Genomic DNA, 14,587 nt, shown 5'->3' on the forward strand with positions numbered 1-14,587 from the left:
CTTTTTAATTGTTTTTAATGTGTATTTAAGGTTTAAAGTACAAAATAAAGACAGTTAAACAATATCCCTTGGAAGCAAGGGGTTTAGGAGGATAAATAAAATGAGCGAGAATAACAATAATCGTTATAACCGTGAAGAGGACGAACGTGAATATAGTAGAAGCGACGAGCAACGTTCTCCTGAGAACACCGGTGAATCTTACTACTACTCATATGGACCATTTCAATCGATTAACTCCGACGGAAAAGAACATAGTTCGAATAATGTAGATGAGGTAGAAGTAACACCACCAGATCCAATTAAACCGGTTCCGACGATGCTCGAACGGAATTCAAGTGGCTTTGCTCGGTCCGGTCATGCGAACACAGGAACAGGCCAAAGTGAAAACAATGGAAATGGCGGAAATCGCAACTGGAATTACAACCAAAAACCGAAGAAATCCAATTTTAAGACAGGGGTTACTTCTTTTTTCGCCGGCATGATTGTTGTATCACTGCTGATGTTCACCGCAGACCGTATGAACTTGTTTACTCCGGACACTGCATTATCGAATAATGGAACAACTCAAAATGGGGCTTCTGATGACAATAACGGTTCGACAAACACAGGTAATTCTGGGGTAACCACTTCACTTCCCGTGGGATCTACAGACATTTCGAGCGTGGTAAGTAAAGTAAGTCCTGCTGTTGTAAAAATTGAAACTTTGTCTAAATCAAGTTCCAACAGTTCAAGACAAAACAATTCTTATTACAACGACCCTCTTTATCAATATTTCTTTGGTGGTAATGGCAATAATGGAAGCAGCAATAATAACAGCAATAATGGTTCATCTGAGGATCAACTTGTACCACTTGGGATTGGTTCCGGATTTATCTTTGAAAAAGAAGGCTATATTCTTACGAATGAGCATGTGATCTCCGGTGCAGACGTAATTCAAGTTACGCTTGAAGATAATACGAAACCTTACGAAGCAACGCTTCTAGGCAGCAGCAAAGACCTCGACCTTGCCGTTCTGAAAATTGAAGGTGATAACGATTTCCCAGTAGCAACCCTAGGCGACTCGGATAGTATAAAAGTAGGTGAGTGGCTGGTTGCGATCGGAAACCCAGAAGGGTTTGAACATACGGTAACAGCAGGTGTGCTAAGTGCGAAAGATCGTACAATTACGATCAATGATGAAGATACTGGCCAACCTAATGAATATAAAAATTTGCTCCAAACCGATGCGTCAATTAACCCAGGTAACTCCGGTGGACCTTTGCTTAACTTAAAGGGCGAAGTCATCGGTATGAATGTGGCAGTAAGTGCAGATGCACAAGGAATTGGATTTGCGATCCCATCTTCTGTTATTCAGGAAGTCGTAGATAAACTGAAAAACAATGAAGAAATCCCGAAAGAGCCAGAACCATTTATTGGTGCATCTCTGATGAACTTGACTCCAGAAGTTGCAAAACAAATGGGAACAGAACTCACAGAAGGTTCCGTGGTGACCAATTTAATCTATCAATCTCCAGCGTATTCTGCAGACCTTCGTCCTTACGATATTATTACAGGTATTGATGGTACGAAATATGCGACTGCACAAGATTTGATTGAACAAATTCAAACAAAAAAAGTGGGCGATGTTATTACACTCAATGTAAATCGTGATGGAAAAGATATTGAAATTAAAGTAACCATTGGTAACAAAAATGATTACAACACGGAGAGCAGTTCACAAAGCGTGCAACCTTAATTCGAGCAGCAGATCGATGGACTGTAGCACAGAAGCGAAGGGAATTAGCCCCCTTCGCTTTTTGCTGCTAGAATGGATGCATGCTTGTACATTGCCTGATACAATATAAGTAAAAAATGAATCCATTTCATATCTCGTTTGAATGAGTTATGAAATGGATTCAAGTGTATAGAAAAAAAGGAGATGCTGGAGTGCGCTCAACAATATTGGTTATTGATGATGACGAAAAAATCATTTCTATGCTAAGAAGAGGTTTAGCATTTGAAGGTTACGATGTACTAACTGCGGCAAACGGAGCGGAAGGGCTTCAAAAAATGCTGGAGGCCGATCCTGACGTTGTTGTTCTTGATGTTATGATGCCTAAAGTGGATGGTTTTGAAGTATGCAGAAGGGTTCGTGAAGGAGGAAGCAATGTCCCGATTCTAATGCTTACGGCTAAAGATGAGATTGAACAACGAGTCAAGGGACTGGATCTTGGGGCAGACGACTATTTAGTGAAGCCATTTGCGCTTGAAGAATTGCTTGCACGTGTACGGGCTTTGCTTCGTCGTAAAACCGAGACAAGTGGAGAGAGCAGTAACCGGCTCAGTTTTGAAGACATCTTGCTCGATTATGATTCTCGCGAAGTACACCGTGCTGGAGTACGGCTTGATCTAACAGCAAAAGAATTTGAACTCCTATATCTGTTTATGCAAAACCCGAAACGTGTGTTATCAAGAGACTTGATTATGGATAAAATATGGGGATTCGATTATAGCGGAGAATCGAATGTACTTGAGGTTTATATCGCGATGTTGCGTCAAAAAACAGAAGAACATGGAGGAAAACGTGTAATTCAGACCATTCGCGGTGCAGGTTACATTTTGAGAGGAGACTCCTAGTATGTCCATCCGGTTACGGCTAACTTTATGGTATTCAGGCTTGCTCGCTGCCGTACTGTTGCTTTTTGGGTCCATCATTTATGCACTTGTGTATCATTATGCTTACCAGGATGTCGAAAATGAAATTTTGAGACAAACCAGAAGTCTTAGCAAGAAGATGGCCGTTGTGGTGGTGCCTAACTCCGATTTTACGGAAGAGCTTAATTTGTTGTTACCGGAAGAGGCGAATCAACTCGCAGATCTGCAAATCTATGTTCAGCTATATAATTATGAGAATAATAAAGTGGTGACTTCAAAAAACCTGAATAACTTTAATTTTGAGGTTCCTGCAACCATAAATGAGGCAATGGAAAATGAAGGATGGAAACGGATGCTCGTGGATAAGACTCCTTTCCTTGTCTATCAATTCCCATTCACCTATACGATTCAAGGAACGACAGAGCAGGTTAGCGGTCTGCTGCAGGTAGGTTCGATTACGGCATCAGAAGATAAATTAATGGATCGTCTGCTTTTTATTTTGGTGTATGTATCCATTATTACGATTATGCTTGCCATGAGTGTAGGGTTGTTTCTGGCCCGTAAGTCGATGCGGCCGCTGGTTCATATTATTAATGCAGCCAATGGCATTCAGTCCGGGAACGATCTTAGTGTACGGATTGAGTACGATGGACCGGAAGATGAAATAGGTAAGCTTATAGGAACGGTAAATAAGATGCTTGCTCGTACGGAAGGGTTCTTCAAAGAACTTGAGGATGCTTATGCCGCGCAAAGACGCTTTGTTTCCGACGCATCTCACGAGCTGAGAACACCGCTTACCACGATTCGTGGGAATACCGATTTTCTGAAGAAGCTATGGGATCTCGAGGCGGATGGCAGTAAACAAATGAGTGATGAGATGAGAAAAGAAATCACCTTAGAAGCCATTGATGACATCTCAGATGAAGGAAAACGAATGAGTCGTCTTGTGAATGATATGTTGTCACTAGCGAGAGCTGACACTGGCCAGACCATTGAGCTTCATCCGATCCCATTATCTATTCTCGTGAAGGAAGTAGCACGCAGGGCGCATCATCTCGAACGGACAGCGGAATGGAATTATGGTGATCTCGAAGTGCTGAACGGAGTATATGTGCTTGGAAATAAAGACTATTTGCAGCAAATGTTATTTATCTTTATTGAAAATGCCTTTAAATATACACCAGAGGGAACCGTAACACTTGATGCAATTATTTATAATGGTCAGGTAGGCCTTAAGATCAGTGATACGGGGATAGGGATGGATAAAGATGAGGTTCCTTATATTTTTGATCGTTTCTATAGGGCAGATGAGTCCCGCGGGGTTACAAAAGGAACAGGCCTTGGCCTATCGATTGCCAAATGGATTATTGAGGAGCATGGCGGTTCTGTAGAAGTCCTGACCAAGCTGAATGAAGGTACGACTTTTATTATATGGCTTCCGTTGGTGTTGGCTCCCCCCCTCGAATAAGGTATACTAAGACTACGTTTAGAAGAAAGCAGGTGGCAACATGGAAGTACTACGAATTTCACCACGTGGATATTGTTATGGTGTGGTAGACGCTATGGTGCTGGCACGACAAGCAGCAAGCAACTTGGATCTGCCAAGACCCATTTATATACTCGGTATGATTGTGCACAACAGTCATGTAACGCATTCTTTTGAAGATGAAGGCATCATTACACTTGATGGGCCAAACCGTCTTGAAATATTGAAACAGGTAGACAAAGGTACTGTTATTTTCACTGCACACGGTGTTTCTCCTGAGGTGCGTAAGATTGCGCGGGAGAAAGGACTCACTACGGTGGATGCGACTTGTCCTGATGTAACCAAAACGCATGACCTCATTAGAGAAAAGTCTGCTGAGGGTTATCAGATTATTTATATCGGTAAAAAAGGGCATCCCGAACCGGAAGGAGCCATCGGTATTGCTCCAGATTCGGTACATCTCATTGAGAAAGAAGAAGAGATCGAGGCTCTTGATATCCCGAAAGGGAAAATCATTATTACAAATCAGACTACGATGAGTCAGTGGGATATTAAAAACATTATGAAAAAGTTACTCCAGAAGTTCCCAGGAGCTGAAGTTCATAATGAAATCTGTCTTGCTACTCAGGTGCGTCAAGAGGCGGTTGCAGAACAAGCAGGGCAAGCTGACCTTGTCATTGTGGTAGGCGATCCTCGCAGTAATAACTCTAATCGTCTTGCACAGGTATCTGAGGAGATTGCTGGAGTAACAGCTTACCGGATTTCGGATGTTACCGAAATCAAACAGGAATGGCTCAAAGGCGTCAATAAGGTCGCTGTTACTTCCGGTGCTTCGACACCTACGCCGATTACCAAAGAAGTCATTAATTATCTGGAACAATACGATGCGAATGATCCTGAGACGTGGGAGATTCAGCGTACAGTGAATATGAAAAAGTTACTCCCGCCAGTGAAAAAAGTAAAATCGTAATTTATTTTATATAGAGAAGAAGACCGGGTGAATTGAACCCGGTCTTCTTCTTTTTTTTAAGAATGTAAAAAAATCAGCAGATATATTGGTATCAATTTAATATAGAGCGCATAAAGTAAGGAGAGCTTGACGCGAAGTTACAAAACATGTATAGTTGCTTTAACGTATAAAAGCTTAAAAGCGAACAAGCGTTTAAGTGTAATAGTGTGAATAACAACTGAGGTCTCTCATAGAGTATGATTTCACATTCGAAAGGTGGAGAATAATACCATGATCGTTATAACAGGAAACACCACACCGGAAGAACAGATTCAAGATATTATTTCAGCGATTGAAAAGGAAGGACTTCAAGTTCACCTTTCCCGCGGTAATGATCGTACCGTTATTGGACTAATCGGAACTGTTGAACCTAAACTGGCTGAACACTTACGGCAAATGAAAGGTGTAGAGAACGTAGTGAAAATTTCGAAGTCTTACAAACTAGCAAGTCGTGACTTTCATCCTGAAGATACCGTTATTTCTATAAAAGGGGTTAATATAGGCGGCGGTGAGCTTGTCGTAATGGGCGGACCTTGTGCTGTGGAATCGGCAGAGCAGATCGATGAGATTGCGGGTCTTGTAAAAGCAGCGGGCGGTCAAGTGCTGCGCGGCGGAGCATTTAAACCTCGCACAGGACCTTATAGCTTTCAAGGAGTGGGAGTAGAAGGTCTTATTATGATGGCAGAAGCCGGGAAAAAACATGACCTTCTGACTATTACAGAAGTCATGACACCTGAATATGTTGATATTTGTGCGGAATATGCAGACATTCTTCAAGTGGGTACTCGGAACATGCAAAACTTTGATTTGCTGCGGAAACTCGGTACATGTGGTAAACCGGTTCTGCTAAAACGTGGATTTAGTGCAACTTATGATGAACTTCTGAATGCAGCGGAATATATCCTTGCAGGAGGAAATCCGAACGTTATGCTATGTGAACGAGGAATCCGTACGTTTGAGACGTACACTCGAAATACTCTGGATTTGTCAGCTATACCTGTTCTGAAAGACCTTAGCCATTTACCTGTTATCTCTGACCCTAGTCATGGTACAGGGCGCAGAGAGCTTGTAGAACCGATGACAAAGGCTTCTGTGGCTGCAGGAGCAGATGGACTTATTATTGAAATGCATACAGATCCAGACAACTCAATGACAGGCGATGGAGTTCAATCCTTATTCCCAGATCAATTCGCTGGACTCCTTCAAGATCTAGAGAAGCTGGCACCAATCGTTGGTAAATCATTTAGCACAAAAAAAGCACCTTTGATTCATCAAAGTTGATGTAAGGTTTGATATTTTATGAATAGCCTATAATCTCGTTCTATAGAACGAGGTTATAGGCTATTAGTCTATAATCCTATCGTTCCTGCTAGTGTCAGCAATTCTCACACTAGTATAAAAAATACCTGACATAACTATTGACGATGTAAGATTTGGGATTTATACTTACCTCAGTTGAAAATTAGATTGATGAACATTCACAAGGTTATGGGTGTTTAATGTTCGGATAAATTGGGAGGAAGTACACATGTCTGTTGAAAATGTATTGAAAACAATCCAAGAAAACAACATTGAGTGGGTCGATTTTCGTTTTGTAGATTTATCTGGTCGTGCGCATCACATTAGTTTGCCGTCTACCGAAGTAGATGCAGAAACGTTCGTTAATGGAGTAGCATTTGATGGATCTTCCATTCCAGGCTTCCGTGGTATCGAAGAATCTGACATGGTTATGATGCCAGATCCAGCATCCACTTTTATTGATCCATTTACTCAACATCCAACTATTAATATTATGTGTGACATATATACTCCAGATGGTGAGCGTTATGAACGTGACCCGCGCAGTATCGCAGCGAAAGCGGAAGAATATCTACAAAAAACAGGGATCGGTACGCGTGCTAATTTCGCTCCAGAATCAGAATTCTTTATTTTTGATGATGTACGTTATGAAAGTGGAACAAACAGCGCTTCTTTCTTCGTTGATTCCGAAGAAGCTGGATGGAACACCAATCGTAAAGAAGAAGGCGGAAACCTTGGATTTAAAGTCCGCGTAAAAGGTGGATATGTTCCTGTAGCTCCAGTAGATACACAACAAGATATCCGTAGTGAAATGTCTCGTTTGCTTGAAGAAGCAGGCATGCGCGTAGAACGTCATCACCATGAAGTAGCTACAGCAGGTCAAGCCGAGATCAATTTCCGTTTTGACACTCTTACGAAAACAGCAGATAATCTCCTCGCATATAAATACATTGTACATAACACAGCCCGTCAATACGGTAAAACGGCAACGTTTATGCCAAAACCTCTGTTTGGTGATAACGGTAGCGGAATGCACGTTCACCAATCTATCTTTGACGGCGACACTCCACTATTCTATGAAAAAGGCGGATACGCTAACCTTAGTGAAATGGCACTCCATTACATCGGTGGTATTCTATACCATGCTCCAGCATTGATTGCATTAACTAACCCAAGCACGAACTCATTTAAACGTCTTGTACCTGGTTATGAAGCTCCAGTAAACCTTGTATATTCCAAAGGGAACCGCTCTGCAGCAGTACGTATACCAGTCGCAGCAGTAACACCTAAAGGATGTCGTATCGAATTCCGTACTCCGGACTCTACAGCGAATCCATACCTTGCATTTGCAGCAATGCTGATGGCAGGTCTTGATGGAATCAAACGTAAAATCAATCCTACAGAGCTTGGTTACGGACCAGTAGACAAAAATATCTATGAATTGCCTGAAGACGATAAAGCGAACATTCGCAGTGTTCCGACTTCTTTAGAAGAAGCACTGGATGCACTGGCTGCGGATTGTGAATTCTTGACTGAAGGCGGCGTATTTACAAAAGATTTCATCGAAAATTACATTAAAATCAAACGCAGTGAAGCAAAAGCTGTTGCAATTCGTGTTCATCCACACGAATATAGTCTGTATTATGACTGCTAAGTAGCAATAATATTAATTTATATCTTTAAGAACCCTCGGGAATGATATTTCCCGGGGGTTTCATAATATTGTAATATATGTAACGGATATGAGGTATAAATACACTTGATATCACGAACGTTTATTGCTATCATAGCCATTATCATACGTATCATTAGATGTCATATAAAGATAACAGGGAGAGAAGGGCGGTTTCAATGATGAATAAAAGAGCGTTCAATTTCAATGCAGGACCAGCAGCATTACCATTAGAGGTGCTCGAACGGGCACAGGCAGAACTTGTAGATTATAAGGGTACTGGCATGTCTATAATGGAAATGTCTCATCGTGGAGCGGTATATGAATCAGTACATAATGAGGCTCAGGAGCGTTTGTTATCTCTTCTTGGCAATCCTAAAGGTTATAAAGTGTTATTTCTCCAAGGTGGAGCGAGTACACAGTTCGCTATGATCCCTATGAATTTTCTCTCTGCGGGCGTAACGGGTAGTTATGTTAACACAGGCAGCTGGGCTAAGAAAGCTATCTCAGAAGCGAAAATCATTGGTGAAACCCATATTGCTGCTTCTGGTGAAAGCAGTAAGTTTATGAAGCTGCCAGATCTATCAGGAATAGAGATTGCGGAGAACGCAGCTTATCTGCATATGACTTCTAATGAAACGATTGAGGGAACCCAGTTCAAGGATTTCCCAGATACGGGTAATACACCGCTTATCGTAGATATGTCCAGTGATATTTTGAGCAGACCGCTAGATATGAGCAAGTTTGATATGATTTATGCTGGAGCTCAGAAAAATTTGGGGCCGTCAGGGGTTACCGTAGTCATCGCTAAAGAAGAAATGTTGACAGATTCACCAAAAACAATTCCATCTATGCTTCGTTATGATACTTTCTTAGGGAACAATTCACTATATAATACGCCTCCATCCTTTGGAATCTATTTAGTAAATGAAGTGCTGAAATGGATTGAAGAACAAGGCGGTCTCGCGCAAGTGGAGAAAGCAAATGAGAAGAAAGCGGGATCAATCTACCAAGTGATTGATGAAAGCCAAGGTTTTTACCTCGGCTGTGTAGATGCTGAGGATCGTTCTAGAATGAACGTAACTTTCCGATTGGCTGATGAAGCACTGGAGAAGGAATTTATTAAACAATCGGAAAAAGAAGGATTTATCGGAATTAAGGGACATCGGAGTGTAGGTGGGCTTCGCGCTTCTATTTATAATGCCGTTCCTTCTGAAAGCGTAAAAGCACTTACAGATTTTATGAAAGAATTTCAGAAAATAAATGGTTAATACATGAATTATTAAAAAAATTCTATTTACCTCCCACAAAAATTTGTGGGAGGCTTTCTTTTATATTATAATTTAATTCTTATACAGTTCATACAAGAGGAGAAATGAGTCAGATGGCATTACACATCGTATTAGTGGAACCCGAGATTCCGGCGAATACCGGCAATATAGCAAGAACTTGTGCTGCAACAGGAACCCATCTTCATCTTGTCCACCCGCTTGGTTTTAACACAGATGACCGAACGTTGAAACGTGCAGGGCTGGACTACTGGCATGCCGTGAATATTGAATATCATGATTCCTTTGAAGAAGTACAGCAGAAATATGCCGGCAGTCGGTTTTTTTATGCAACTACAAAAGCAAAAAATAGGTATTCTGACTTCCAATTTCAGGATGGTGACTTCCTAGTTTTTGGAAAAGAGACAAAAGGGCTTCCTCCGGAATTGATCGCCAAAAATCAGGAAACCTGTATGCGTATGCCAATGTCAGATGCAGTCAGATCTCTCAATTTGTCCAATTCTGCGGCAATAATCGTATATGAGGCGCTAAAACAACTAGATTTTCCTGGAATCGAATAATTTAGTTCATTTTAGTAACTGTCTTTCCTAATTATGGTAACTAAAATAAAGTTAATAATTTTATTAATTATTGCAGGATTCGACAAAAACGTAGCGAATGTATAAACTATAGTTCTATTGTACCTAGAAATATTTTGAACAGGAGTGTGTACTGTTAATGAAACCTGCTGGAGTAGTACGAAAAGTAGACCAACTTGGAAGAATTGTGCTTCCTAAATCTTTACGTAAGAGATATCAAATGAATGAGGGAGATCCTGTAGAGATCCTAGTTCAAGGTGATCACATCATCCTTGAGCGCTATCGTCCTAAATGTATTTTCTGTGGATCGATGGAAGAAGTAAATGATTTTAAAGATCGTTATATTTGTGCTTCTTGCCTCACAGAAATGACGGGGCTTCAAGAAAACGCCTAATCACCCTGGTGGAGACAGATCGCAGGCGTGATAGATAACTTACGTCTAGTTCTAACAAAAAAAGCTCACCTCATAGAGGCGAGCTTTTTTTTGTTGTTTCTAAAGACCTTTTGTCTTGTCATCATTATAGGAGGACGTCAAGATTCCTACTGTGTAAAGGACAAGGACTATGGTGATGATCCAGAAAGTCAACGAGAATGACATGTCATCCACCTCCTGTTAATCTCGCAGCCCTTATTATACCTATTTTTCTATAAAAAAGGAATCTTTTCCCTGTTAGAGCGAATCACGAATCATTACATCGATTTATTCATAAAACAAAAAATGAGTAGGTACTTTTCTAAGATTTCCATCGGATGGATCATTTACAACCTTTCCATTCAGAACAAGAGAGGATGAGCCGCCTCCATCAAGGTTATAGGCATCTTGAACTCCAAGGGTATACAATTTATGCTGCAGTTCTTCTAAAGTGGCACCAGAGCTTCCTTTTTCGTTATAACCGTCGATTACGAGAATAAGCAGTTGATCATCTTTATAATTGCCAATGACGGTACGAGGAGCACGGCGCGGTGTGTTTTTCCATTTGGAAGGGATAACCGTCTTTTTGCCATTCTTCATCAGCATAGGGACAAACGTAGCACCAAATACAGGCTCTTGCTGATCTAGGGCATATTTACTGAAATACTTCCCGCCTATGAGTTTCCCCTCTTTATTCATTCCCACAAAAGCGAGATCTTTGATACTCGGATGAAAACCTGTTACGTATTTTCCATCTTGTACTGTTGTGCTGAGCGGATATCTTTTTCCCCCGCTTTCTGCATATCCCCCCGCATTGATTCCGGCCACAGCTCCGCCGCGAAGAACAGCTTGCAGGGTTGTCTGAGAAGATCCAAGCTTATCGTCAAGAGCCATTTGCATGGCGGAAGGATCTTTGAGTTTTATTTTCATCGCAAACCCATGGTAAGTACCAGGATTCACTTTAAAAAGTTCGATGCGGATACGGTCACTATCAACGACTTCGTAAGGCACACCTAATTTTGTCTGAATCCGCCGATTATAGACCGCTTCGGGTTTCTTAGCTTGGGCTGCCGTCATATTCGCAATACTTTGCATGGTTTTACTTGTACTGTTATAAAGTTCGGTTGTTCTTTGAATGGACGAGGATGTACTCTCGGCGAGTGCCTTTGCCGTATCCAGGTCACTTTTAATTCCTTCGGTTGTAGAACGAATATCACTTGAGGGAACATAATGTTCCACCGGTTCTGTAACTTCGATAACAAGGGGCTGCTGAAGTAACAAAAGACAAAGAATGATTCCGACGAACGGTGCTGTCGAAAGCATCAGGAAACGGTTCAATCTTTTAACAGTGATCATTTAAGTAAATCCATTTTCTTCTGGAGCGTGTCCAGCTGTTTTTTGACTTCTCTAAGCTCTGTGTACAACTGATTGCTGTTATCGGATGTGTTACCTGCATTGTCTTTTGTAAAAGTCAGCAGTTCATTAAAAGTCTTAACTTGTTCCTGGATTGCAGCGATTTCAGAACCGATATCTTCCATTTGAAGTTGATATTCTTGTTTGACAGCAGTGAGCTGTTCATTCGTATAGGTTTTCATCTCTACTACCATTTGCTGTTTCAGATAATTGCTATAGGAATAAGCTGCAAAGATGCCAATAGCAATAATAATGATCCATAGGATCAGGAACATGCGGACAGAGCGTTTGTTCTTACTTGCAGTTTGCCTGGTAGGATGGCTTGGTGACTGCTCTGTAGATCGATCCAATTTTCACCACTCCTCGCATTAATCGACTATATTCTATGATTTTCCAGACCTCATTCTATCACGGCCCTATCATTTCCGCAAAAAACGCCTTCTGGGCCAATTTAAACAAAAAGAGATTGCATCGGAAGGAAGTCCTAGGATACAATTTCATATATAGACCAAATTAAGGACTTAAGAGGGATGCAATTTTCGACAATATGTGATCTGTTTAACCATTTATGTATGAGGCTTCCTCTAAACAACGATTGCCGCAACATATGGAATGTAAGTCATAAAATAGGCGATAACATCGATCTAACGATCTTTTAAATATATATACTAATTTACTAGGGGGAGTTTTTATGAGAAAGGACTGGCAGGTGGTCTTAATTGATATACATCCGACGAGTATGCTAGGTACAAAGCTGATTTTAGAAGAACATCAAGATTTGAGTGTAAAAGCAATGGTTTCAACAGGTAGAGAGGGACTTATAGAAGTTGATAGACTTCATCCTGATCTAGTGCTAATGGATTATAAATTGCCGGATGGAGAAGCTGATCATTTCATTGAACAGATGAAGCAATTATCAGCAGACACACATATCATCGTAATGACAGATGAAGACGATTTGAAAATATTCAGAAAATATATCGGGATCGGCGCGAGCGGAGTTATTTCTAAGCAATCTTCACCGCTGAAATTGATTCATCTCATCACAGGATTGCGTGAAGGACTAGCCTCTATTCCTCTGACATGGCTGCAGAATGAAGATTGGGGTCAACTAGGAGAGCCAGAACTTGATGTGGATATCCAGCTCACTGACATGGAGAAGTTCATTATGGAAAGAATTGTTCAAGGGATAACGTACGATAAGATCGCTAAAGAGATTAATGTAAGTCGCAGATCGGTTGATAATTATTTGCGGAAAATATATACGAAATTAGGTGTATCAAGCAGAGCACAAGCTATTGAGCAGTTTACGCTATACACCAAATCCAAAAAACCACATATATAACCTGAGCAGGTAGAGAAGGCATATTGCTTCATGGCAGCGAATAGCTTTTATACGTCTGGGTTCTTGTTATAATTAAGCAAGGGTCATGTTTCGAATAAAAAATAGGGAGGACTGACATGGAATTTTCATTTGCTTCCCGTGCCTCAAAGTTATTGTCTTCTCATCTACATAAGGTGAATAAAGAAGAAAGACAGAATTCTTTTATATCTCTTGCAGAGGAATTGCCGGCAGAGGAGTTTTTTCCGATTAAGCGACTAGGAGAAGCAGCTCGTATGGTATTATCTTCAGATCCTGCGGTTTTACAATATGGAGAGCCGCAGGGCTACGCTCCCCTTCGAAGCTGGATCAGTGAGGATTGGAAGCAGAGAAGAGGTATGCATACGACAGCAGATCAGATTTTGCTGACGGCTGGAACACAGCAGGCTATAGATCTTATTACAAGGCTGCTTGTGGATATAGGTGATTCTGTCGTCGTAGAAAATCCGACCTCCCCTGGATGTCTTCAGGTGCTGGAGATGCAAGGTGCTAATATTATAGCTGTAGAGAATGACCTGGAAGGTCTGTTGCCAGATCGCCTAGAAGAGCAGTTTCAAAGTGTGAAACCGAAACTGCTTTTTGCTGCACCCAGCTTCTCAAACCCAACCGGAATACTATGGAGTTTGGAGCGGCGTAAAGCCGTGCTGGAATTATGCCGCAAGTATGAAGTTCTGATTGTGGAGGATGATTCCTACGGCGAACTGCATTTTGGATCAGAGGAGGCGGCTTCTCGGTTTTCAGTATCTTATCCAACGCTGTATGCGCTCGATGCCATGGATGGCGGGAATCAAGTGCTTTATATAGGTTCATTCAGCAAGACCATAGCACCTGCGATGCGAACTGGATGGGCTGTTGGCGACCAAAGACTTATTAGAGGAATGTCTACTTTAAAACAAATGGCCGATTGGCAATCAAGTTCGATGAATCAACAAATTTTATATTTTTTACTTCATGAATCTTCTTTTCGGTGGAAAGAACATTTGGCGCTATTGAACAGGGAGTATGAGGTTAGACTCAAGCTGGTCCTTGAATTATTAAAGAGACCGGGGTTTAAGGAAGTGAAGTACCACCCGCCATCTGGAGGTATGTATTTGTGGATTCAGCTTCCACAAGGGCTGCGCAGTGAAGCGCTACTGAGGGCATCCATGCGACTTGGCGTCGCTTTCTTACCAGGAAGCAGATGTTCTCCTGGAAGACAGGCAGATGAGTACATCCGAATCAACTTCAGCAGGCCGGGTAGAGAAGAGTTGCTGTTAGGGATGAATCTAATCAGTGAAGCGATACAGGAGTTCACTGCTAGGAGGTAAGGACGCCCCATATTGGAGGGGGTGTTCTTTTTTTTAAGGTGTATAATTCCATATTAAAATAAATAGTTGCACTAACTAACATTTTTATATATAATATTAATTAGTCA

13 protein-coding genes are annotated in these 14,587 nt (G+C 41.3%); 11 read left to right on the forward strand and 2 right to left on the reverse strand.

Annotation, left to right across the window (positions count from 1 at the left end; genetic code table 11):
* Window positions 1–100: 100 nt before the first annotated feature.
* From PV403_RS02665 to PV403_RS02705, 9 genes are all read left to right on the forward strand, one after another.
* Window positions 101–1,735, forward strand: a complete 1,635-nt coding sequence (locus tag PV403_RS02665; protein WP_332083521.1) for a S1C family serine protease — start codon at window positions 101–103, stop codon at window positions 1,733–1,735.
* A 191-nt stretch (window positions 1,736–1,926) separates the two neighbouring features.
* A complete protein-coding gene (locus PV403_RS02670; RefSeq protein WP_213532038.1) occupies window positions 1,927–2,616 on the forward strand; it encodes a response regulator transcription factor in 690 nt (229 codons plus the stop codon).
* Between the two features lies 1 nt (window position 2,617).
* The gene (locus PV403_RS02675) at window positions 2,618–4,102 is read left to right on the forward strand and encodes a sensor histidine kinase (RefSeq protein ID WP_332083522.1); all 1,485 of its coding nucleotides are present in this window, start codon (window positions 2,618–2,620) and stop codon (window positions 4,100–4,102) included.
* A gap of 40 nt (window positions 4,103–4,142) precedes the next feature.
* Window positions 4,143–5,090 (forward strand): 4-hydroxy-3-methylbut-2-enyl diphosphate reductase, encoded by a 948-nt coding sequence (locus tag PV403_RS02680; RefSeq protein WP_332083523.1) that lies wholly within the window; start codon window positions 4,143–4,145, stop codon window positions 5,088–5,090.
* Window positions 5,091–5,360: 270 nt separating this feature from the next.
* Window positions 5,361–6,410 carry a 3-deoxy-7-phosphoheptulonate synthase gene (gene aroF, locus PV403_RS02685; protein ID WP_213532041.1) on the forward strand — a complete coding sequence of 350 codons (1,050 nt, stop codon included), beginning with the start codon at window positions 5,361–5,363 and terminating at the stop codon, window positions 6,408–6,410.
* 247 nt (window positions 6,411–6,657) lie between these two features.
* Complete coding sequence (glnA, locus tag PV403_RS02690; RefSeq protein ID WP_213532042.1) at window positions 6,658–8,082, forward strand: type I glutamate--ammonia ligase; 1,425 nt, start codon at window positions 6,658–6,660, stop codon at window positions 8,080–8,082.
* Between the two features lie 200 nt (window positions 8,083–8,282).
* Window positions 8,283–9,371: a 3-phosphoserine/phosphohydroxythreonine transaminase gene (gene serC, locus PV403_RS02695; RefSeq protein WP_332083790.1), complete on the forward strand. Its 1,089-nt coding sequence runs from the start codon at window positions 8,283–8,285 to the stop codon at window positions 9,369–9,371.
* Between the two features lie 113 nt (window positions 9,372–9,484).
* The gene (gene trmL / locus PV403_RS02700) at window positions 9,485–9,949 is read left to right on the forward strand and encodes a tRNA (uridine(34)/cytosine(34)/5-carboxymethylaminomethyluridine(34)-2'-O)-methyltransferase TrmL (RefSeq protein WP_332083524.1); all 465 of its coding nucleotides are present in this window, start codon (window positions 9,485–9,487) and stop codon (window positions 9,947–9,949) included.
* A 157-nt stretch (window positions 9,950–10,106) separates the two neighbouring features.
* Window positions 10,107–10,361, forward strand: coding sequence for an AbrB/MazE/SpoVT family DNA-binding domain-containing protein (locus tag PV403_RS02705; protein ID WP_160032883.1), 255 nt, complete (start codon window positions 10,107–10,109; stop codon window positions 10,359–10,361).
* Between the two features lie 306 nt (window positions 10,362–10,667).
* Here the strand turns inward: PV403_RS02705 and PV403_RS02710 are convergent, their stop codons facing one another.
* The gene (locus PV403_RS02710; protein ID WP_213532044.1) at window positions 10,668–11,735 is read right to left on the reverse strand and encodes a phosphodiester glycosidase family protein; all 1,068 of its coding nucleotides are present in this window, start codon (window positions 11,733–11,735) and stop codon (window positions 10,668–10,670) included.
* Entirely contained in the window at window positions 11,732–12,142 is a 411-nt protein-coding gene (locus PV403_RS02715; RefSeq protein WP_213532045.1) for a hypothetical protein, read from the reverse strand. The genes PV403_RS02710 and PV403_RS02715 overlap by 4 nt, the downstream gene beginning before the upstream one ends.
* Window positions 12,143–12,483: 341 nt before the next feature.
* On the opposite strand from PV403_RS02715, the gene PV403_RS02720 reads away from it, so the two are divergent.
* Together PV403_RS02720 and PV403_RS02725 are read left to right on the forward strand one after the other, a co-directional pair.
* Entirely contained in the window at window positions 12,484–13,137 is a 654-nt protein-coding gene (locus tag PV403_RS02720) for a response regulator transcription factor (protein ID WP_213532046.1), read from the forward strand.
* A 116-nt stretch (window positions 13,138–13,253) separates the two neighbouring features.
* Complete coding sequence (locus tag PV403_RS02725) at window positions 13,254–14,480, forward strand: aminotransferase-like domain-containing protein (protein ID WP_213532047.1); 1,227 nt, start codon at window positions 13,254–13,256, stop codon at window positions 14,478–14,480.
* The last annotated feature ends 107 nt before the right edge of the window (window positions 14,481–14,587 follow it).

It is taken from the genome of Paenibacillus sp. GYB006 (assembly GCF_036577645.1).
Taxonomy (GTDB): Bacteria; Bacillota; Bacilli; order Paenibacillales; family Paenibacillaceae; genus Paenibacillus.

Excerpts from the sequence above, each read along its gene's own strand:
- PV403_RS02680 (WP_332083523.1), top strand. The coding sequence starts at position 4,143 with ATGGAAGTACTACGAATTTCACCACGTGGATATTGTTATGGTGTGGTA.
- PV403_RS02705 (WP_160032883.1), top strand. The coding sequence starts at position 10,107 with ATGAAACCTGCTGGAGTAGTACGAAAAGTAGACCAACTTGGAAGAATT.
- PV403_RS02720 (WP_213532046.1), top strand. The coding sequence starts at position 12,484 with ATGAGAAAGGACTGGCAGGTGGTCTTAATTGATATACATCCGACGAGT.
- PV403_RS02675 (WP_332083522.1), top strand. The coding sequence starts at position 2,618 with ATGTCCATCCGGTTACGGCTAACTTTATGGTATTCAGGCTTGCTCGCT.
- PV403_RS02725 (WP_213532047.1), top strand. The coding sequence starts at position 13,254 with ATGGAATTTTCATTTGCTTCCCGTGCCTCAAAGTTATTGTCTTCTCAT.
- PV403_RS02710 (WP_213532044.1), bottom strand. The coding sequence starts at position 11,735 with ATGATCACTGTTAAAAGATTGAACCGTTTCCTGATGCTTTCGACAGCA.
- glnA (WP_213532042.1), top strand. The coding sequence starts at position 6,658 with ATGTCTGTTGAAAATGTATTGAAAACAATCCAAGAAAACAACATTGAG.
- trmL (WP_332083524.1), top strand. The coding sequence starts at position 9,485 with ATGGCATTACACATCGTATTAGTGGAACCCGAGATTCCGGCGAATACC.
- aroF (WP_213532041.1), top strand. The coding sequence starts at position 5,361 with ATGATCGTTATAACAGGAAACACCACACCGGAAGAACAGATTCAAGAT.
- serC (WP_332083790.1), top strand. The coding sequence starts at position 8,283 with ATGAATAAAAGAGCGTTCAATTTCAATGCAGGACCAGCAGCATTACCA.
- PV403_RS02665 (WP_332083521.1), top strand. The coding sequence starts at position 101 with ATGAGCGAGAATAACAATAATCGTTATAACCGTGAAGAGGACGAACGT.